The 21,445-nt window shown below is 52.1% G+C and carries 19 protein-coding genes; 13 read left to right on the top strand and 6 right to left on the bottom strand.

The window, feature by feature from the left end:
• Nucleotides 1-10 precede the first annotated feature (10 nt).
• Nucleotides 11-994 carry a class 1b ribonucleoside-diphosphate reductase subunit beta gene (gene nrdF, locus F556_RS0101145; RefSeq protein WP_020615041.1) on the top strand — a complete coding sequence of 328 codons (984 nt, stop codon included), beginning with the start codon at nt 11-13 and terminating at the stop codon, nt 992-994.
• Nucleotides 995-1,063: 69 nt separating this feature from the next.
• On the opposite strand, the gene F556_RS0101140 is transcribed toward nrdF, so the two are convergent.
• From F556_RS0101140 to F556_RS0101115, 6 genes are all read right to left on the bottom strand, one after another.
• Nucleotides 1,064-2,185: a GerAB/ArcD/ProY family transporter gene (locus F556_RS0101140; RefSeq protein ID WP_020615040.1), complete on the bottom strand. Its 1,122-nt coding sequence runs from the start codon at nt 2,183-2,185 to the stop codon at nt 1,064-1,066.
• Nucleotides 2,186-2,188: 3 nt separating this feature from the next.
• Entirely contained in the window at nt 2,189-2,404 is a 216-nt protein-coding gene (locus F556_RS38515) for a hypothetical protein (protein ID WP_020615039.1), read from the bottom strand.
• A 32-nt stretch (nt 2,405-2,436) separates the two neighbouring features.
• Entirely contained in the window at nt 2,437-3,591 is a 1,155-nt protein-coding gene (locus F556_RS0101130) for a Ger(x)C family spore germination protein (RefSeq protein WP_020615038.1), read from the bottom strand.
• Nucleotides 3,588-5,039 (bottom strand): spore germination protein, encoded by a 1,452-nt coding sequence (locus F556_RS0101125; protein WP_020615037.1) that lies wholly within the window; start codon nt 5,037-5,039, stop codon nt 3,588-3,590. The genes F556_RS0101130 and F556_RS0101125 overlap by 4 nt, the downstream gene beginning before the upstream one ends.
• A gap of 150 nt (nt 5,040-5,189) precedes the next feature.
• Nucleotides 5,190-6,104: a helix-turn-helix transcriptional regulator gene (locus F556_RS0101120; protein WP_020615036.1), complete on the bottom strand. Its 915-nt coding sequence runs from the start codon at nt 6,102-6,104 to the stop codon at nt 5,190-5,192.
• A gap of 20 nt (nt 6,105-6,124) precedes the next feature.
• Nucleotides 6,125-6,673, bottom strand: coding sequence for a TetR/AcrR family transcriptional regulator (locus tag F556_RS0101115; RefSeq protein WP_020615035.1), 549 nt, complete (start codon nt 6,671-6,673; stop codon nt 6,125-6,127).
• A gap of 149 nt (nt 6,674-6,822) precedes the next feature.
• Here F556_RS0101115 and F556_RS0101110 point away from each other — a divergent pair, with 149 nt between their 5' ends.
• The 12 genes from F556_RS0101110 (at nt 6,823) to F556_RS0101060 (ending at nt 21,436) form a co-directional block, all read left to right on the top strand.
• Nucleotides 6,823-7,872: an NAD(P)-dependent alcohol dehydrogenase gene (locus tag F556_RS0101110; protein ID WP_020615034.1), complete on the top strand. Its 1,050-nt coding sequence runs from the start codon at nt 6,823-6,825 to the stop codon at nt 7,870-7,872.
• A 268-nt stretch (nt 7,873-8,140) separates the two neighbouring features.
• On the top strand, nt 8,141-8,539 hold the full coding sequence (locus F556_RS36965; protein WP_157272576.1) for a hypothetical protein: 399 nt from the start codon (nt 8,141-8,143) through the stop codon (nt 8,537-8,539).
• 303 nt (nt 8,540-8,842) lie between these two features.
• Nucleotides 8,843-10,162, top strand: coding sequence for an extracellular solute-binding protein (locus F556_RS0101105; protein ID WP_020615033.1), 1,320 nt, complete (start codon nt 8,843-8,845; stop codon nt 10,160-10,162).
• Between the two features lie 111 nt (nt 10,163-10,273).
• On the top strand, nt 10,274-11,152 hold the full coding sequence (locus F556_RS0101100; RefSeq protein ID WP_020615032.1) for a carbohydrate ABC transporter permease: 879 nt from the start codon (nt 10,274-10,276) through the stop codon (nt 11,150-11,152).
• Nucleotides 11,153-11,182: 30 nt separating this feature from the next.
• The gene (locus F556_RS0101095) at nt 11,183-12,037 is read left to right on the top strand and encodes a carbohydrate ABC transporter permease (protein WP_020615031.1); all 855 of its coding nucleotides are present in this window, start codon (nt 11,183-11,185) and stop codon (nt 12,035-12,037) included.
• Between the two features lie 43 nt (nt 12,038-12,080).
• Complete coding sequence (locus tag F556_RS0101090) at nt 12,081-13,856, top strand: cache domain-containing sensor histidine kinase (RefSeq protein WP_020615030.1); 1,776 nt, start codon at nt 12,081-12,083, stop codon at nt 13,854-13,856.
• Nucleotides 13,831-15,384: a response regulator transcription factor gene (locus F556_RS0101085; RefSeq protein WP_020615029.1), complete on the top strand. Its 1,554-nt coding sequence runs from the start codon at nt 13,831-13,833 to the stop codon at nt 15,382-15,384. Before F556_RS0101090 ends, F556_RS0101085 begins: the two co-directional genes overlap by 26 nt.
• 41 nt (nt 15,385-15,425) lie before the next feature.
• A complete protein-coding gene (locus F556_RS0101080; RefSeq protein ID WP_020615028.1) occupies nt 15,426-18,011 on the top strand; it encodes a beta-mannosidase in 2,586 nt (861 codons plus the stop codon).
• Between the two features lie 499 nt (nt 18,012-18,510).
• Nucleotides 18,511-19,155, top strand: coding sequence for a helicase-related protein (locus tag F556_RS0101075; protein ID WP_020615027.1), 645 nt, complete (start codon nt 18,511-18,513; stop codon nt 19,153-19,155).
• A gap of 42 nt (nt 19,156-19,197) precedes the next feature.
• Nucleotides 19,198-19,650 carry a hypothetical protein gene (locus F556_RS0101070; protein WP_020615026.1) on the top strand — a complete coding sequence of 151 codons (453 nt, stop codon included), beginning with the start codon at nt 19,198-19,200 and terminating at the stop codon, nt 19,648-19,650.
• 86 nt (nt 19,651-19,736) lie between these two features.
• The gene (locus F556_RS0101065) at nt 19,737-20,144 is read left to right on the top strand and encodes an RrF2 family transcriptional regulator (RefSeq protein ID WP_020615025.1); all 408 of its coding nucleotides are present in this window, start codon (nt 19,737-19,739) and stop codon (nt 20,142-20,144) included.
• Nucleotides 20,145-20,326: 182 nt separating this feature from the next.
• Nucleotides 20,327-21,436: a hypothetical protein gene (locus tag F556_RS0101060; RefSeq protein ID WP_020615024.1), complete on the top strand. Its 1,110-nt coding sequence runs from the start codon at nt 20,327-20,329 to the stop codon at nt 21,434-21,436.
• Nucleotides 21,437-21,445 lie beyond the last annotated feature (9 nt).

The raw sequence follows: 21,445 nt of genomic DNA, 5'->3' as shown, positions 1-21,445 counted from the left end.
CGAAACGACAATGAAGCAAGGCAAACCGATCCAAGCGGTCAACTGGAACCGGCCGGACGATGATTTCACAGCCATGTTCTGGAATCAGAACATTATGCAGTTCTGGACGGACGACGAGATTCCATTATCGGATGACAAAATGTCCTGGATCACCTTGAGTGATGCTGAACGCGCCTGTTACATGAAAGTATTAGGTGGTCTGACACTACTGGATACCGTGCAGGGCGGAGTTGGCATGCCCAAGATCCTCGAGCATGTCGATGGTCTGCAGCGCAAGGCGGTACTGGGCTTCATGGCGATGATGGAACAGATTCATGCCAAGTCCTACAGTAGTATCTTTACGACACTGGCATCGACTTCTGAAATCGACGAGGTGTTCCGTTGGGTCGAGCAGCATCCACAGCTGCAGCTGAAGGCGCAGACGATCAGCCAATACTATGAACATATCGGGTCAGATAAAGAGCTGTACATGGCAATGGCTGCCTCCGTATTGCTCGAAAGCTACCTGTTCTATAGCGGTTTCTTCTATCCACTCTATCTTGCAGGTCAGGGGAAGATGACATGCAGCGGCGAGATCATCGACTTGATCTTGCGGGACGAGAGCATTCATGGTGTCTATGTCGGCATGCTGGCGCAGGAAATCTACGCCAAGCTTGGTCCCGAGGATCAACAGGATCTGCACGAGACACTGTCGGGATTGCTGCAATTCCTGCATGCGAACGAAGAGAAGTATACGGAAGAAATCTACACACCGATTGGTCTGACCGAAGAGGTGAAAGCATTCCTTCGTTACAACGCCAACAAGGCAATGATGAACCTGGGCTTTGATGCGGTGTTTGAGGATGACGAGGTGAATCCGATCGTCTTCAATGGTATCAATACTCGGACCAAGCAGCATGACTTCTTCTCCAAGAAGGGCAATGGGTATGTACGCGCTATGCATGTCGAACATCTGCGTGATGAAGACTTTGATTTTAGCGACGTGAATGAATAATTTAGCGTCATATGCAGAAAACCACCATGGCGACACAATCGCAGGTGGTTTTTTTGCATGCGCAGATGTTTATGGTGGCGGTTTGGCGACAGGCACCGGTCTGTTCTTGGGCACTGCTCCGAATCGGAACCAGTAAATAAGTAGATAGAGGATGGGGAAACAATCCATCACCATGGCGTAGGTGGCGATGGCATATGTGCGGATAGCCATCTCATATTGGATTGTGTCTGCTGAGTATTGTATTACGATAGCGGCCAGTGTGCCTGCTGCCAGAAAAACAAGCGATTTGTGATCCTTGACCCCAAAGACACGTGAGAAACAGATGGATATAATATAAACCTGAAACGAGGTCCGCATAAACATCGTCGTAGACCAGAATGCGATGAGCGCGGGATCGAGATTTGACATAAAGTCACTGTAACGTGCAAACCGAATGAGCTCCAGCAAAGGGTACTGCAGTTCTTCACTGACGTAGGGGCCGAAATTCATCATAATGAGCATCCAGTATGTAATCAGAATGACAACAACCGTGAATCCGCCCAGCATTAAAGCCCGACCCAGCGGCAGTAGGAAGCTGGTCAACGGAGCCAGGAACAGAAATAACCCCCATTCAGAAAACCAGGGCATGGTGCTCAACGACCCCAGTACAATATCCTTCACATCATGATGGGTGATCATCGTCATCAGGATGCCCCGTTGACCGCCCTCGACTATGGCCGGGAACACAAGCATGCTCGCGACAATTTGCAGCACAAAAATGCCTTCTGACATGTAGACGATCGTTAGCAAGCCTTGTCTGCTTGTTAAGGCGATACAAAGCACTGTCAACAGAACAATCATCCAGACAGGCGTGTCCGGCAAGTAAATGGTGCGAAGGAAGGTCACAAAGTTTTGCACATCGAGCGCTGCCAGGAAGAGGGCATACAGTCCGACGAGGATCAGCATGACTTTGTGAGGAAACTTGCCGATAATATCTTCCCCGAAGTCTGCCCATCCCCGGTCTGGGAAGGTACGGCCCAGCCGGACCGTGAAGAAGAGCACGATCATGCTGAGTGCAAAGCCCCCCAACACGGACAGCCAACCCTGATAGGCACTCATCTTGAATAGACGTTGAATGAGAAAAGAGATCGGTTCGGAGTAGAGGTAGACGAAGGCAAACCGATACATCTGTGCCGCAGATAATTTGACCATCCGTCACTTCCCTCCTATCAGCTTATCCACCCATCCAAAAAGGAACGTGAACACTTCATTGGGATTAGGCCACCAGGACATCGAGACCGCCAAGCTATTCCAGACTAGGGAACCTACCGCCAACACCCAGAAGAGTGGCAATTTTTTGGATTGGTTATCCCGCACGTTGCGAAGATCCAGGAGGAGAGCCAGAGTCACGAATATCATAATTAACAACATGAGCGCTCCTCCATTCAGATGTATAGCTTCGTTTAGTCTGGTGATTTGGAGCCAAAGTATTGCAAATTGATATCTGTCGTCACACGAATATCAATGGAATCCTTTACATAGTCAATCCAACTTTTCTGGTACTCCTTCCACAGCTTCGGATACTTCCACTCTAAGCGATAAGCGAGCAGCAGGATATCCGCCCCATGTTTACGTGCTTTTTTCAACGCACTCTCCATGTATCCGGTAATCTGTTGTTCGACCATGACCTCAAGTGCATTCGCGTATTCCAGATCGCTGAGGTGGTCGGGCATATTATTACGCATTGCGCCTTTGCCTTTGAGCAGCACTTTGAATACCGGCTTTCCATTTTCTTTATGAACCTTGAGCTTGCCTTCCAGCTCATAGACCTTCAAACTGGCGACATGATTTTCCTTTTCAACGGAAAGATAAAGCTGATCCAGTTCGTTTCTTGCCCAGGCCACGGCATAGGTTTGATGAATGTCGAGCGTATCGACCATACGGCCATCCAGGAACATGGCGCCGCCGCGCTGACCAGCCCATATACTCGGCTTGTTATTCTCACTGACCATCTCCGTTACTTCCGTCTTGAGAAGTGGTGTAGTGGCGCCAAGATCAAGGGCATTCGAGGTCATCATATCCTGCACTTGGGTGCTAATCAGGTTATGTTGATTGGAGAACTCCCGAAGTACTTCCGACGGGGATTCCTCATAAACCGGTGTCAGCTTGGTAATGTCCTTGGCTTTGCCTTCCGCTACATTTAAGAAACTGCTGAGATGAAACAGTGGCTCGTGATTGATCCAGTCCAGCAATTCTTCAACGCCTGCCCGGGCATAGCTCTCGCCAACCGTCAATACACGTGTGTGACCCCAAGATAGCTTGCGTGACAAATCGATCTGCATCGCTTCAAGTGCTTCCGGAATCGTTCGGGCCGTCTTGGAGAGAATGGCATAGGGTCTGCCGCCTTGACTTCCGCCTTCCCCTACCTGGGACACAAGCCGATTGGGGAGCGGCGCACTGATTGTCACTTCCACTTGCCCGTCCTCGGCACGGTCAATATAGAGCCCTGTTATAAAGGTCCGTTCGTTAACCTCGACTTTCGACCAGCAACCTGATAGGGATACACTCGTCAGAATGAGCAATAGTGTCACTGCACAGCGTTTGATAGCGATCATCATGAGTCACCTTGTCTCCTCCGATTTGGGCTGCCGTAGGAGGAGGGCCTTTCCTTCATTAGAAAGACGGGCACACGAATGAACGTATCTTTAATATCCTTCCAGATGAAAGGCGCAAACGGCTGCATGTATGGAACGCCGAAGGATCGTAAATTAACGAGATACAAATAGACGAGATATAAGGATACAATGACCCCCAGAATCCCTAACGTACCGCCCAACACCAAGATCGGAAACCGCAGCAGCCGGAAGGCAAGCGATAACTCGTAATGGGGGACGATAAACGATGCAATCCCTGTAATGGACACGACTATGACCAGGGGCGCTGACACAATACCTGCTGCAACCGCGGCTTGACCGATAACGATACCGCCAATGATGGACACAGTCTGGCCAAGCGGCTTGGGAATCCGAATTCCGGCCTCACGCAACCCTTCAAATGTCAGCTCCATAATCAAGGCTTCAATTAGAGCCGGGAAGGGGATGTTTTCTCGGGCGGCAGCCACCGTTATGAGTAGAGAGGTCGGCACAATTTCCGGATGAAAGGTGGTAATCGCCACATACAGTGAGGGAAGCAAAAAAGAAATCAGAATAAACAGAAGCCTTACCAGACGAATAAATGAAGCGGCGTGAAAGCGTTGGTAGTAGTCCTCTGCCGATTGTACGAGCGAGAAAAAGGTCACCGGCAAAATGAGCGCATACGGCGTACCATCTTGAATAATGGTTAAACGGCCTTCGATTAGCGTAGAGGCAACACTATCAGGACGCTCGGTATATTGATATTGCGGAAAGGGAGAATACGGCATTTCCTCAATGAATTCGGCCAAATAGTTCATGCCGAGAACACCATCAAGCTCAATCGCACCGAGTCGTTTGTCAATTTCATCGACCAATTCCTGGCGACACAGACCTTCAATGTAGACAATGTTAATCTTACTCTTCGTATAGCGGCCAATCTCGCAGGTTTTGACGGTCAAGTCAGGATGCTTGATAATATTGCGAAGCAGCGACATATTAACTTCAATATCTTCGGTAAATGCGCGTTGCGGTCCAACAACGACAACCTCATTGCTAGACTCAGGAACAGAGCGTTTCTCATATTGAGTCAGGGGGAAGAGCATAGATGTCGGCAGTGCGTCGCAGAACAATACGGCATACCCGGACAGAACGGCATCTACGACCTCGACTTGGTCAGACGACCGCTTATAATCTAAGGCAAAAAAGCTCCGGCGTTCGATTTGTTCCAGCCAGCTATTGTCATAGGGATCGGCTGCCGAAGCTCGAATGAGCGGAGAGATGATACCCTCAACAAGGGCTTTGGTATTGACAATGCTCTGGATATAAACCAGTTGGCAGCTGAATGGACCAATTTTGAACGGTTGAAAGACAACGTCCGCACTTTTCTCCAGCTCTAACCGGGTTTTCTCCAGCAGTGAAATTTTTCGTTTCATGCCAGCACCTCCTAGCGTTCACCAGTTCTTATTCTGTACAGCGACTGGGGAATTATGCGCAGGTTACCGACATCGTACAAGGATAGAATTGGTCGGACACGTACAAATAACCTCTCTACATGTAAGAGAGGTTGAAATCAGAGGAGCTTTTTATTGTGTGTATGGAGCCAGGGCACGACGATAAAGCTCTGTCATGAGGTGGCGAAGCGATGCAGGCTCCAGCACCTCAACCTCAGGCCCGAAGCGCAGAAGTTGCCGTGCCGTGAACTCCAGCTCGCTCTCTGGAACAGGACCTTCCCAGATCCCCTCCGTCATGGATTGCAGCCAGGGGTCGGATTCGGCCCAGCGTATGCCCGCTGGCGTGAACGCCAATCGTACATGTACACCTGTCCGGTCCGGTATTCGGGTGAGCCATTCCTGCAATGTCAGCAAGACGTAATCAGCGGGCTGCTCCGACTTGACCTCCAGCAGCTCGGATATCCGATCTACCCGGTAGAGTACGATTCGCTCCGGCTTGGCGACAGGCATATACCATAAGCCATGTTCAAAATAGATGCCCAGCGGCCACCCGTGAGTCTCCCGCTCACCGCCTGGCCCTAGATAGCGGAACGTAATCCGGCTGCGCTCCATAGCCGCCTCTAGCAATCTTGTGGTCAATGGCGAAGGCAGCTGAGGCTCCGGCGTACGAATAGCCGTATGACGGCTGAGTCTATCGACGGTGTCCCTGATATCAGGTGGTAGCGAGGCGTAATACTGCTCAGCCAGATGGGTACGAATGCTGCCAAAAGGGAAATCCGGAATCTTCTCTAACACCTGCAGCAGCAAGAATAAGCCGAGGGCTTCATGAAGCGTCAGCTGAAGCGGGGGGAGCAGCCGGTTGGGAAGAGCCCGATAGCCACCACCCGGGCCAGTCTGGGTATAGAGGGGAAATCCGATCTGCTGGAGATAGGCAAGGTCGCGTTGAATCGTACGGACCGATACGTTGAATCGCTTGGCCAGCTCACCGGCCGTGAAGGTTTTGCGCGCATCAATGATCTGCATCATCGTCAGTCGTCTTTGGTTCATGCTCGAGTTCCTCCAAGGGGTTATAAGCTTCTACCCAGCAGCGTGCCTACTTGCTTGGCCATATCTCGTGGCGGGTAAGGCATGCCATTTTTAATCCACCATTCAATGATGCCTACATATGCCGTCCCGGCATACTGGAGCATCACATCATCGGTCAAATCCGCGTTACGTCCGCTTTCTCGGTCAATCTCGCCTTTGAAGCCTTCCATGAACGAAGTCATGAGTCGCGCCCGGAAGGAGGCTGGCGCTTCTTTGCTGGCGAGCATAGCGGAGAAGAATAAATAGTTGGTTTGAAAGTATTCAAAATAGGGAACGAGCGCGTCAACCCAGTCGAGCTGGCAGGCCCATTCGTCCATAGCGTCTAACTCCCGCATGTGCGATTCGATCAGCTTGTCCAGCAAGTCATATTTATCCTGGTAATGGAGATAGATAGTGCCGCGATTGATATTGGCCCGGTCGGCCAGGTCTCGTATCGTTATGTCATCAAAGCTTTTCTCGGCAAGCAGCTCGAGAACGGCATTTTTTAAGGATTCTTGTGTTTTTAAGACTCTCCGATCCACTTTTTCCATAGGCTCCCACCTGACTTTAATCGTTACTAAACAGATTCACGGGATGTGTTCAGAACTCAACATTTTTCGAAGTTTTACCTATTGCAACCCATGCCCTCCTATTATAATAATAGACATGAGTTGATTAAACAACATCAGGAGGTACATTCATGATTCATTCCCATGCACGCGCTACATTCAGTCCGGAAGGCCCGTTTCAGCTTACGAACATTGAGCGCAGAGAACTCCAACCTCATGATGTTCTCATTGCGATTCAATATGCTGGCATTTGCCACTCTGATATCCATACCGCTCGCGGCGAGTGGGGACCCGTGAAATATCCGCTCGTTCCTGGGCATGAGATTGCTGGTGTTGTCAGCCGCGTTGGAACAGCAGTCACCAAATATGCTGTCGGTGATCGTGTGGGGGTAGGCTGCATGGTAGACTCTTGCCGCGAATGCGACAGCTGTCGTAAAGGGGAAGAACAATACTGCCTGCATGGGAACACCGGCACGTATGCTGCGACTGATCGATATGGCCAGTACACGCAGGGTGGGTATTCCACGCATATTGTCGTTACAGAGGATTTTGTGGTCCGCATTCCCGACGAATTGCCGCTTGACGCCGCTGCTCCACTTCTCTGCGCCGGAATTACGACGTATTCGCCACTGCGCCATTGGAATGTGACACCTGGCCAAAAAGTAGCCGTCGTCGGCCTTGGCGGGCTGGGTCACATGGGCGTGAAGATTGCTCATGCAATGGGGGCCGAGGTTACGGTGCTGTCTCAATCCCTCAAGAAGAAGGAAGACGGATTGCGGCTTGGCGCAGACCATTACTACGCTACGAGTGATCCAGAGACGTTTCAGAAGCTTGCGGGCTCTTTCGACCTGATTCTCAATACGGTCAGCGCCTCGATTGATATGAACGCCTACCTGTCTCTGTTGGCGCTGGATGGCACATTGGTTAATGTCGGTGCTCCAGCTGAGCCACTGCCAATTCAGGTGTTCTCGCTCATTCCACAACGGCGCTCGTTTGCGGGATCGATGATCGGCGGAATCCGTGAAACTCAGGAAATGCTGGACTTCTGCGCGGAGCATGGCATTACGCCGGAGATCGAAGTCATTGAGGCCAAGCAAATTGACGAAGCCTGGGAGCGTGTACTGGCGTCGGATGTAAGGTATCGGTTTGTTATTGATATCAGTACGATGAATAAGGAGTAAAATAATACAAATGGACTGTTGAAAAAGTAGCCTCCGGTCACGGACCGATCTTCCGATCGCTGTTGTCCCCGGATTTCTTGATTTTTAACCGCTCTAGCGGTTGAAATCCGGGGACAAATGCGAGCGCTCCGCTTCTCCAGATCGATTCCGTGTCTCTGCGGAATTTTTCAAATGTCTATGGTTATAATTTTAAAAATGTAACGAAAGCCGCCCTTCGGGACGGCTTTTTGTTGTATAGGAAACTATAGTTTTTTGTGCTGTGGATAAGATGGACCTCTATTTGCCTGGTAACATGCTGGTCGGCTGCTGTAACGCACCTTTGTTCCTCTATTTGCCTGGCAACCTGCTGATCGGCCGCTGTAACGCACCTTTGTTCCTCTATTTGCCTGGCAACCCACTGATCGGCTGCTGTAACGCACCTTTGTTCCTCTATTTGCCAGGCAACCTGCTGATCGGCTGCTGTAACGCACCTTTGTTCCTCTATTTGCCTGGCAACTCGCTGGTCGGCCGCTGTAATGCACCTTTGTTCCTCTATTTGCCTGGCAACCCACTAGTCGGCTGCTGTAACGTACCAGAGCGGTCGTCAGAGCAAGGGGATCAGTCTCTTAGGATCATCCGGAGGATGATTTTGTTCTGTTACAAATCTCTGCTTGCCTTACGGAAGTAGTAGCTTGAGCGGAGAGAAAAAGGGAGACTGGAGAAAAGCGTATGCTTCCGAGGTCGCTTTCTTACAAAAAGCGTTGAACGTTCGCCTTTGTTCCCAGATTTCAACCATTGAAATCAAACATTCAAGAAATCTGGGAACAACAGCGATCGGAAGTCCCCTTTTTCTCGCAGCGATGCTTTAGCATTTATAGTCCGACCCGAAGATGTTCTACCTGCCTGCCGAAGTTTGTCCCCTTATCAGAACGCTGGCCAGTGGCTAGAATAGGGCTATAGCAATCGCATTGGCGAAAGGGGACGTATACAGATGAGAAGATGGACGAAGACGGCAGCAGGACTCCTGCTCAGCTCGATGGTTGTCGTAAGCGCGTGTGGAGGCAACGGCGGCAATAATGAGGGAGGCACTGCAGGAGACAAGGTCAAGCTGACGGTGTGGCATAACTGGACGGGACAGGATGGCAAGGCCATCGCCATGCGCGGGCTGCTGGAGCAGTTTGAAGCGGATCATCCGAATATCGAGCTCGAGACGGAAGGTCTGCCGACCGATGGGCTGAAGACTAGATTGCGTACGGTGGCGGCAGCCAATGAGATGCCGGACCTGTTCGTCATGTGGCCCGATGTGATGACCAAGGAATTCGTAGGTGGCGATCTGATTCAGCCGATCAACGACTACCTGGACAGTAAGCCGGAATGGCGGGACAATTTTATCGAGAATGCTCTGGACGGCTACACGGTAGACGATAATATCTACTCCGTGCCAATGAACCTGGCACCGACCTCATTCATTTATTATAATCAGGCCATTTTTGATGAGCATAATGTGTCTGTTCCTCAGACCTGGGACGAGCTGCTTGCAGCAGTAGAGACCTTCAAGGAGGGTGGCGTCATTCCAATCGCGCTTGGCAACAAGGCCAATTGGTTTGTTCAATCCACGATTTTCTCTACTATTGGCGATCGCATCACAGGCAGTGACTGGTTCCTGAAGGCTGCCAGCCAGGATGGCGCATCCTTCACCGATCCTCAGTTCGTAGAGGCACTCGAGAAACTCCAGGAGCTGGGCGAGGCAGGCGCGTTCCAACAAGGCTTCAACTCCATTGACGAGAATCAGATGGTTCAGCTGTACTTCCAAGGGAAAGCGGCTATGTTCATCTCGGGCGGCTGGGCGATGGCTAATGTCGTCAGCAATGCACCGGAAGATATTCTAAGCCAGACGCATGTAGCGCTATTGCCTGCCATTGAAGGCGGAGCTGGCGACCCGGCCTCGACAGCAGGCGTGGTCGGAACAGGCATGGGGATCAGCTCCAAGCTGGAAGGCGCGCGCAAAGACGCTGCCATGGAACTGCTCTATGCGTTGGCTGGTCCGGAAGGCCAGCAGGCGACATTGGACAGTGCAACGCTGGTAAGCTACAACATTCCGCTGGATGAGAGCAAAGCAAGCCCGTTGTTCGTGGAACTGTACAACCTGATGCAGGACACCAAGATTTCACCAGTCTATGATTCCAAGCTCAGCTCTGCAGCTGTCGAGGTAACCAATAACAGTCTGCAAGAATTGCTGAACGGCGGCGACCCACAGACCATTGCTCAGCGCATCCAAGACGCTCAGGCTGCTGCGGTCAAACGCCAATAAAGCGGGGTTCAGACCATCAATACCAACCAAGGTCGGGTGCATACCCGACCTTCTGTATGAGAAGGCAGGCGGAGTCAATGGCCGATATTGGAAAGAGAAGGATGTGAAGTGATGAAAGCACTGAGTAGCCGCAAGTTTATTCTCATGGGCCTGTTGCCCGCCACCCTTATCTATGCCTTATTTGTTTTCGTGCCCGTCATTTGGTCGTCCTATTATGGCTTCTTTGATTGGTCAGGCATCGGCGAGGCCCATTACATCGGATTTGACAATTACGTGGAGATCTTCCGCGACCCTATATTTTGGACAGCGCTGAATAATAACATCATCTTTGTTCTTGCTTCAGTCTTCGGCCAGATCCCAATTGCACTCATTGTCGCCATTCTGGTTCAAAAGGACGGCAGGCTTACGCGTTTTCTTAGAACAGCTGTATTCATGCCGATGGTGCTCTCCACGGTGGTCATCGGGATGATCTGGCAGTACATTTACCATCCGCAGATCGGAATCCTGAACTTCCTCTTGCAAGCCCTGGGGCTGGAGAGCTGGCAGCGGGTCTGGCTCTCGGAGGATTACGGTATCTTTTCTCTTATTCCGCCGCTTATCTGGAGCTTTGTCGGCTTGTATCTCATCATCTTCATCGCTGCACTCCAGAACATTCCTGGTGAAATCCATGATGCTGCCAATCTGGATGGCGCTACCGGCGCCCGCAAGCTCTGGTCTGTTACGCTGCCCATGATTAAGGGAACGATCATTGTCGCTGTTGTGCTGTGTATTTCGGGCTCCCTGAAGTCCTTTGACCTGGTCTACATTATGACGCGCGGCGGTCCGGCACATGCCACTGAGTTGCTAGCCACGTATATGTATAATTCAACCTTCAGCTCTTATCGCTACGGCTTCGGCAGCGCGATCTCGACGACCATCGTTCTGATCTCGCTTGTACTGATCGGTATCAGCCAGTGGATCATGAGCTTGAAGTCCAAGTCAAAGACGTAATTATCTTACCTTAGCAGGAGGGTGTGCCTGATGAATTCCGCAGCAAACAGCAGTGCTCGCAGAGCCACAAAGACCAAGCAGGCCGTGCTCTGGACGCTGCTTACGGTTTATGGATTATTGACGTTGTATCCGTTATTCTGGTTATTTCTATCATCTTTCAAATCAACACAAGACTTCTTCAACCGGCCCTTCGGCTTGCCCGAGGCCTGGAAGTTCGAGAACTTCTCCAATGCGTGGGAATCATCGAACATCGGTCAGGCCTTCGGCAATTCATTGATTACGACGTTGGGTGCTTTGGCAATCACCTTGTTTATTTCCCTGCTGGCTGCCTTCATCCTGGCCCGGTTCCGGTTCCGTTTCAAGGGGGCGATTCTGGCATTTTTCGTTGTCGGCATGCTGGTTCCTATTCATAGCACGCTGGTACCGTTGTTTATTATGATGAAGGAGATTTCCATGCTCAATACCTATTGGGCGCTTATCTTTCCTTATACGGCATTCGCTCTGCCGACAGCTATTTTCGTCTTGACGGCTTATCTGGCCACCATCCCGAAGGATCTGGAGGAAGCTGCATTTATGGATGGCTCGGGTCTGTGGGGAATCTTCTTCCGCATTATGATTCCGATCTCGCTGCCCGCGTTGTCGACGGTTGTCATTCTGAGCTTCCTGCATTCCTGGAATGATTTCTCGTTTGCACTGGTCCTGATTACGTCAACTGGACTGAAGACCCTGCCGCTGGCGATCGCCAACTTTGCCGATGGCTATCAGACGGATTACGGGTTAACCTTGGCGGCAATGACGATCGCAGTCATCCCGACAATTGTGATGTATATGATTTTCCAGGAGCAGGTCATGAAAGGGATGACAGCAGGGGCTGTAAAAGGGTAAGCTATATTTTGGGACACAGGCTGAGGAAGGTTGGGATTATCAGATGAGAGCATGGCTTGGATATTCGTTGCGGCGCAAGCTGTCGCTGCTGATGCTGGTCTTTGCGCTGATCCCAATGCTGTTCCTCGGCCTTTTTGCATATGGCATTTCCGCGCATCTCACCAAGAAAAACGCTCTGCAGCTCGGCACGGATACGCTTCGTCAGATTCGGGGGAACCTGTCATCGATGATTGAGGATGTCGAGGGGATGTCAATCTATCTTATCGGGCAACGCGACATTCAGCGCTATCTTCACATGCAGGAAGATCATGAGCAGCTGCGGGCGGACATCGTCGGTGATATAGCCAATCTGGCGAGATCAAAATATTACATTTCGCATATTTCGATCTATGCAAGCCAACCGGGGACCATTCTGTCATCGAGCTCGATTTACGACAACGATTTCCATTCGCCGATCGACGTCACTCAATTTACAGACAAATCGTGGAGCGGACTGATGACGATTCGGGATTTCGCCGGAGAACGCGATGTGATTACGTTTGTGCGGCCGCTACGCAGTATTTATGATTACCAGGTGCTGGGCTGGCTGACGATCTCGCTGGATGAGCGGCAAGTCTCGCGAGACTGGGACAATGTTAGGCTCGGTGGCGTGGAGGGGCAGGTCAGCTTGATTGATCAGCAGGGACAGATCTTGTCATCGACAGATAAGTCGCTGTTGTTTGATGCGTGGAACGAGGTCTATCCCGGAACACGGGAAGCGTTTGCCCGATCGGCCTATGGAGAGGTCAGCTACCGTCCGGCAGCGGGAGATCAAGACGATACGTCGCTCATCTATTATCAAGAGCCGCTGAACCGCTGGACGCTTGTCAGCAGTTTGCCTACCTCCTGGTATGGTGCACAGAGCAATTATATTCTGCATCTGACTGTAGCTGCCATCGTACTAGCGCTGCTGCTCAGTGGTGGTTTGACCCTGTTCGTGCTGCGCCGTGTGACGAAACCGCTGCAGCTGTTGACGCGGCTATTGACCAAGATTGATCCTCATCATCCGTTGCCGGCATTTCACACGGATACACAGGATGAGATCGCCAGACTGGGCGAGAGCTACAACTTGCTGGGCGAGCATATTGAGGAACTCAAGCGCCAGGTTATTCTGAATGAGAATCGCAAGAAACAAGCCGATATGCAGGCACTTCAGGCACAGATTAACCCGCATTTTCTCTACAATACGTTATCCTCCATCCATTGGATGGCGCTCATGAACGGCAATGGCTCCATTGCCGAGATGGTGGGATCGCTCAGCGATTTTCTCCGGTTCAGTCTCAATCAGGGCAAGGATTACTGTCCATTGCGGCAGGAGCTGGCGCATATTCGCAATTATGAGCGCGTACAGTCCATCCGCTACCCGGATAAATTCAAGCTGGATGTGACCGTGGAGGAGACTCTGTTGGAGAAGTCAATGCTGAAGCTGCTGCTCCAGCCGCTGGTCGAGAATGCAATGGTTCACGGCATTCAGAAAAAACAGGGAATGGGTTCCATCACCGTCATTGTAGAAGGGCAAGGTGACCGCATGATGTTCCATGTCCTGGATGATGGGGTTGGTATGGAGCCGGAGCGGCTGGCCGAGCTGCGCAGCAGCCTGGAGAGCGGTGCAGAGCGAGTAGGCTATGGCGTGTTTAATGTGCATGAACGACTGCTCCTCCATTATGGAGTGCAAAGTGGACTCCAGATTGACAGCAAGCCGGGAGCCGGCACACATATCCGCTTCTCCATTCCAATCAGGGGGGAGGATGAGCATGAAGATATTAATCGTGGACGATGAGGTCATCATCCGCAACGGACTGAGCCAAGTGATTGACTGGCAGGAGTTGGGCCTGCAATTGCTGCCCCCTGCGGAATCAGCTGAACAAGCGCTGGAGACGATTGCCGAGATGCAGCCTGACATTGTGATGACAGATATCCAGATGAGTGGGAAAACGGGGCTGCAGCTGGCTGAAGAGATTAATCATCGCTGGCCAGGCATCGAGGTGCTGATCCTCTCCGGCTATGATGATTTCTCCTACGCCCAGCAGGCGATCCGGCAGCATGTCGGCGATTATCTGCTGAAGACGAGCCGTCCGGAGGAGATCATCAAGGCGGTTATGAAAGCCAAACAACGGCTGAGCGCACGCAAGAGTGAACAGGCCCAGGCGCAATCGCAGGAGCGCGAGGAATGTGTGCGGTTGATTCAACAATGGACCGTGACAGGAACCGTGCCGATGTCGAGCGATCCCCTGTATGAGGAAGCTTGTAAGGTTTTGAACAGCCTTGGGCAGGGAAGTGGAAACCAGCTGCGCGTGGTGCGTTTTGAGGCCGGGGGCTGGGAGGGCGCACGAACCAATCAGGCGCTGCTCCTCTTTGCATTAGACAATATGTTAAACGAAACGTTCACCTCGGTGACCTTCGTTCATGAACAGCGGCTGGTTGCCTGGCTGAGCCTGCCTGTAGCGACCGATCAGGCAGTTGCAGGGGTTCAGGCTTTTGTAGGCAAGGCAAGTTCGCTGCTCAAGTGTGAGCTGTTCGCTGCGATCAGCAGCCCAGCTGCTTGTCCACAAGGCTTGTCGGCAGCTTATCGGGAAGCATCACTAACGGCAGGGTACCGAGGGTGGCTCTCCGAGCCCTCGCTCGCCTTCGAGCATATCAACGGGCGTACCGGTGGCCGGACCCGCCTCTTGTCCGAGGAGGAGCAGCGGTTATGGATGCTGCTGCTAGACGATGACCTGCCCGGTCTCAAAGGGTGGGCGGATGACTACATAGCGAGCTTGTTGTCAGAGTCTTCCGCCTCACTGGAGACGATGGAGGCGGCACTGGATGCAGCAGTAGCGAGCAGCCGGTTGTGGCTGGGTCAGGTCCTGGCAGCCACAGGCCGAGAGAATGCTGTGACCGAGTCTCTGCCGGCTGCAGGGACGGTAGGAATGCAGTCAGCGCGCGAACGGTTGTTTGAGCAGCTGCACCGGGTGATGAAGGCGTATCACTACGAGCTATCCGACAGTCAGAAGGGCTACGTGGGCCGCGCGATGGCTTATATTGAGAGCAATCTGGGCGGGAATGTCAGTCTGCAGCAGGTGGCTCGGGTTGTCCATCTGAATCCAACGCATTTTAGCGAGGTATTTAAGAAAGAGACGGGGCAGACCTTTGCCGATTATGTCGTACGACGCAAGATCAGCCGGGCAAGGGACGTGCTGACTACCTCACCGGTCAAGGTAAGCGAGGTGGCAGCGCAGGTCGGCTATGAAGATGTTAAGTATTTCAGTCAGATCTTCAAGAAGCACACAGGCATGACACCATCCGAGTACAGAGAGAAGGCTTGAACTCCCAAGAGGAGCGGCCGCTACGAGAGGAGTCAATCATGATGAAGCTGCAAGGAACATGGAGACTGCAAGGCTATGATGTGGGACGGGCACCGGCAGAGGCGCCGCGGGCGACCCTGGATGACCGGTTCTGGATGACAGCGGAGGTTCCTGGCGATGTTCATACGACGCTGCTGAAGCATCGTCAAATCACGCATCCGTATTTTGGCCACAACGACCAGAGCAGCCGCTGGATCGAGGACAAGGAGTGGTGGTACCGGACGCAATTCGACTTCCAGCCAGAAGACGACGAGGATGCGCGCTATGAGCTCGTCTTTGACGGTCTGGATACGTTTGCGACCATCTATGTGAATAGTCTGGAGATTGGCAAAACCTCGAATATGATGACGGGACACACCTTCGATGTTACTCGCGTGCTCCGTGCAGGCTGGAATGCGATTGTTGTCAAATTCGACCCGATTCGTCTGCACAACGAAGGCAAGGAGCTATTCCAGTGGTCCTCCTATACCAAGGAACGTCCGTGGCTCCGCAAGGCGGCCATGAACTTCGGCTGGGACTGGGGTCCTCGCATGGTGACCACAGGGATCTCGGGAGATGTGCATGTTCGCAAATATAGCCGGGCGAAGCTGGACAGTGTGTTTGGACGCACGGTTGAACTGCTGGATGCGAATGGGGAACAAGCAGCGCAAGCCAAAGTGGCAGTTGATGCATCAGTTGAGGTATTCCGGCGGGGCGGCTGGAACGGGGGGAGGAGCTCAGACGGCCTCTCCTGCATCGTACGCTTGCGTGATGAAAGTGGCGAGGTGGTTGGCGAAGGTCAAGCTGACGTGTCCGGGGCTGCTGCTACGGGCTTCAAGGCATCTGCTGTATTAGAGGTGGACAAGCCTTACTTATGGTGGACACATGACCTTGGCAAGCCATATTTGTACGAGTTGGAAGTCGTATTGCTGCATGAAGGACGGGAGCTCGACAGCTATCGCTGTGAATACGGGATTCGTACGATCAAGCTGCAGACCAAGGACGAGCAGGGCGGGGAGACGTTCTCTTTTATTTTGAATGGCGTTCGCATCTATGCCAAAGGGGCAAACTGGATTCCGGCCGACCATTTCATTGGCGCTATTCCAGATGACAAGTACGCGGACCTGATCGCTTTATCGGCAACCGGCCATATGAATATGCTGCGTGTTTGGGGCGGCGGCATTTATGAAAAGGATGTCTTCTACCGTGAGTGTGACCGGCAGGGACTGCTGGTATGGCAGGATTTCGCCTTCGCCAACGCCTTATTCCCGGATTTCAACCGTGACTATATGTCCAGTGTACAAGACGAAGTCGTCTATGCGATCAAGCGGTTGCGCAATCACGCGTCGCTGGCGCTCTGGTGCGGCAATAATGAGATTGATTGGCTAATCGATATGAAGACAGCCGGCGGCGATATGGATTGCCCGTTCTACGGCGAGCGAATCTATCATGAGCTGATTCCTAATGCACTGGAAGTGTTGGACGATAGCCGTGCCTATTGGCCATCCTCCCCGTTCGGTAGTGCAAATGGGCAGGATGCCAATGATCCCGATGTTGGCGATCGCCATAACTGGCAGGTCTGGCATGGTTCGGTGTATCCGCGCAAGATGGGCGAGAAGCCGATCCTGGACTATAGTATCGAAGGTGTGACCTTCAAAAACTATAAGAACGATTTTGCCCTCTTCAGCAGTGAGTTCGGCATGCATGCCTCTGCCAATCGCTACACGTTGGAGAAATACATTCCCGAAGGCGAGTTCTATTGGAACAGCTCGGAGATGGCCTACCGCAACAAGGATACGAACCATCTGAAGGGTATTCTGTTGATGGAAGGCTATACGGGTATCCCGCAGGACATTGAGGAATATATGAATTTCTCCATGCTGACGCAGGCGGAAGGGCTGAAGTACGGTATTGAACACTATCGTCGTATCAAATCACGCAACGGGGGCGCGCTCGTCTGGCAGCTTAATGATTCGTGGCCAGGCACCAGCTGGGCGATGATTGATTATGAGCTGCTGCCGAAGGCTTCCTATTATTATGGTAAAACCTTCTTCCATCCGACGCTGCTCTCGCTCGACCATGAGCCCGGTGAGTCGCTGAAGGTGTGGGTGGTCAATGATACGTTAAGTAGTTTGAAAGGCTCGGTGCGGCTGCGGGTTAGCACCTTTGGCGGCGAAGAACTGTATACCTCAACTTGGGATGTAGAGGTGCCGGCCAATGAAGCGCTGCACGCCGGTGAGATCGCCGAAGCTGAAGTGTTGGCTGATGCAGCTGCGGGCGAGGTGATCGTTCAGCTGACCGCTGAAGGCTTCGATGCGCCGGAGAACCGCTACTACCTGCGTGATCCCAAGGATACGCAGCTGCCCGAGGGCAAGCTGACGGTGACGACCGATGAAGCCAACGGTGAGATTACGGTACAAGCGGGTCCAGGCGTCGTGCGACTGGTCAAGCTCGATGTGCCGCAAGGCAATCTGCGCTTCAGCGACAACTATTTCGACCTGCTCCCTGACGAGCAGCGGACAGTCCGCATTGCCGATCGCGATGGCAAGCCGGCCAAGCTGACGGGTTTGCGCGTCGGTGCACTTAATGCGCCGCAGCAGCAGGTGTAGCGTCGAATAGCACTCATAGCAGCACACGTATACTATCGTAGCATCAGCCATCAGCGTCAGGGGTAACCCTGGCGCTTGTTGGCGTGTGAACAGGTGCTTGGGTGCCAGGGGTGGGAGACGAATGTATGCGAAAAATCGAATAGAATCATCGATTAGTGGGGATGGGGCACGAATATATGCGAAATATCGAATAGAATGGGCGGGAAACGGACTGGTAGGCGCAAATGTATATGAAAAATTGAACACAATCGGCGAGAATGGGGTGCGGGGCGTATCCAAGCTTAGCCCCGGACCCCCTTCAGGTTCGGGGCTTTTATCGTATGGTCGATGTACGTTCTTTGCCAACTCCGTCGTCTTCGATTATAATCATCCGGTACCGCAAATGGCAACGACATCGAGTGAACGCACAGCTTAGAGAAAATTAATTGGCCCCTGCCACACTTTTCCGCTAATCTGATTAATGGATAACAGAATGAAACGGGAAGGTGGTTATGCAACAATGAAAGTAGCTGAAAAGCGAGTCACAGTCACCATGGAAGCGGAGCGGGAGCCCGGCTATCTGAAGCTGTTGCACGATTATTTTGCCGCTTCGGAACATAATAATCGCGTATCGTCGATTGACGCCAAAAAGCAGATGATGCAGGCCAAGGAGCAGATGCTTCAGCTCTGCCATTCGGCCCCAGCCAAGTTGGAAGCGCTCAAAGACGTGCTGCGCTCCGCTTATGATGGCCGGGAAAAAGCCGTTATCATCACGCGAACGGGAGCCACTGCTGCGGCCATTCAAGATTGGTTGCAGCAGGACGCAGAGGCGATGAGATGGGGAATTATGCTGTTGTCCTCGGAACTGAACGTACATGAGGTCAACGCCCAGCTCGACCGGTTTTCCCAGCGAATGGATGCCTCGGTTCTTATCTTAACCGATGCGGCGAGTACTTCGCTGAATCTGTCTGCGGCCAACCATTTGGTACATTATGATTATCCAGAGACCTATGCTCAGATGGTGCAGCGCAATAACCGGATTACCCGCCAGAACTCTTATCATACGGAAGCAACGATCTATTATATGATGTGTGAAGGCAAGATCGATATGCTGAATTACCGTCTATGCATGAATGAGAGTCTGGATACGGCTGCTTCCCTGTAGCCGCTCGACTGAGCGTACACAACGATTTGAAGGACGTGCCTTATGACAGATGAAACGATCATCACGATGGAAGACATGCTGGCCGAAGCGGAGTTATTCCAGGCGATCTATCCGGATCTTGCAGGGGAGATCGAGCGAATCGAGAATGCCCGTGGCAAGCTCAATGATTTTCAACTGATGCAAGCTATTTCTTATGCCAAAAACGGCCTGGGCGTACTGAACTACGAACGGCGTCAAATCATCAATAGTATATTGGACCAATTCTCGGCTATTTACCGCAAGGGCGGCCGATATGAAGCGATTCAATGGGCGCAAGAAACATTTGGCTGTTATTCAGAGCCGCAAGCGATGGCGGAGAGTACCAGCGAAGCCCAGCCGAGAATTGAGGAGCTCACACACATTATCCGTGAGAAAGAGGCGGAGCTGCTCAAGCTGTACCGAGAATATTATACGCTGCAAACCTATCAACAATCCAACGAACCTGAACCGGAGTAAGCCAATATGGCTCCTTGACGGACGCCATAAATCGAGGCTATGATAGATAGACTAAGTCGGGCAGGAAGAAAGGGCGGACCCTAATTATGAAATACTCCAAAGCGACCAATTACGCGCTGCACACGATGCTGCATCTCGTCGCTTCATCACCGGATAAACCGATTGGCGTTCAAAAGCTTGCAGAAGCGCAGGGGGTGTCGCCCACCTATCTGTCCAAGATTCTGACCAAGCTGGTCAAAGCCGGTCTCATCGAGTCAGCATCAGGCGCCAACGGTGGCTATCGCTTGTTGCGTCGCAGTGTCGATATCACATTCCTTGATGTCATTCACGCGATTGAAGGTACGGCATCGCTATTCGATTGTACGCTGGATCATCCTTCAACCTGCTTGATCCAGCAGGTCATGGTTCAGGCTGAAGACAAGATGGAGCAGCATTTGAGAGAGAAGAAACTATCGGATCTGGCAGAGGCTATGAGATCGCATGTAGGTTCGTAAGCTTGGCGATTGGAAGGGCTTAACAAATGACTTGTCACAAGTGAGACATTGTGGCAAGTCATTTTTTGTACCCGGCAGCCGAAACTTCTTCCTAATCGTGTAACCTTTTTGGTGCTTGCTGCGTCAGTGACTATGAATGGGCAAGACTAACCTAGGCTTGATGCAGAAGGAGCAGATGAGAGATGAAACAAAAGAAATGGCTGATTGCAGTAACCGCAGCTAGCTTGCTCGCCACCTCAGCAGGTGTTGGAGCCAACGCACTGGTGGAGAAAGTAAGCGGCTTGCTGCACAATGATGTCAAAGTTACGGTGGATGGCTCGGAGACTGCGCTCAAGCCGATCTATATTGACGGCAAGGCGTATCTGCCTGCCCGCGAAACCGCGGATCTGCTCGGGTATAACCTGAACTGGAGCAGCAAAGAACTCGTCCTGAAGGACCGGGATGCCGAAGTGGAGGAAGAAGCAGAGTTGGTCGGAATCAATGGTGTAATTGTGAATATTGACCAAGGGAATGGCCTCTATAGTTTGGAGGTCATGGGACAGGGCAGCAATCAATGGATTATTCTTGGGGTTGACGAGAAAACGGAAATCAATAGCGAGAATGGTCCAGTGAAGCCAGCAGAACTGAAGCCGGGCATGCGTATTGAGGCCCAATATGGTCCAGCCGTAGCGTTGAGCTATCCAGGACGGTCCTACGCATCTACGATTGAGGTCAAGAATCAAGCGCTGGTCCTTGAAGATGAAATTACCGGGATCACCTCAACCGGCGATGGCTGGCAAATCCAGTTCAGCGCTGAGCGAGAAGGACAAATCTTGCCGTCTCTCCTGCTGAACGCGGGTAAAGAAACACTCCTTATCACTGCTAACGGTGAACCGGTAGAGTGGAACCACCTGTATCCTGGCGTTAAGGTAAAAGCTTACTATGGCCCAGCTCTGGCGAAGAGCATGCCGCCGCAAAGTGCAGCCCACGTCATCATCGTCGAAGAGAAAGAGCTGACTGGCGAGCAGGTGGAAGCTTACCGCGAGGCAGCATGGGGCTATATCTCTGATGAAGAAAAACCGACCGTAGAGACCAAGCCGGAAGAAGCGGCGGTCGAGATCGTGCCTGCACGGACGGATGGAATTATTGGCGGCAGCGATGAAGGTAAGAAAGCGCTGGAGGCGCTTGTGAATGAAGAAGGTCAAATGATCATCGTCACGTATTACACGGAGATGAATGAGCTGCTTGGACCACTCAAGGTTGTCCTCCATCCCGAGACGAAGGCGCTGCTGGGTTACTTTGCTCGCGACTAAATGGAATAG

The organism is Paenibacillus daejeonensis DSM 15491, from assembly GCF_000378385.1.
Classification (GTDB): domain Bacteria; phylum Bacillota; class Bacilli; order Paenibacillales; family Paenibacillaceae; genus Paenibacillus_D; species Paenibacillus_D daejeonensis.
This window is presented reverse-complemented; position numbering and strand designations above follow the sequence as displayed.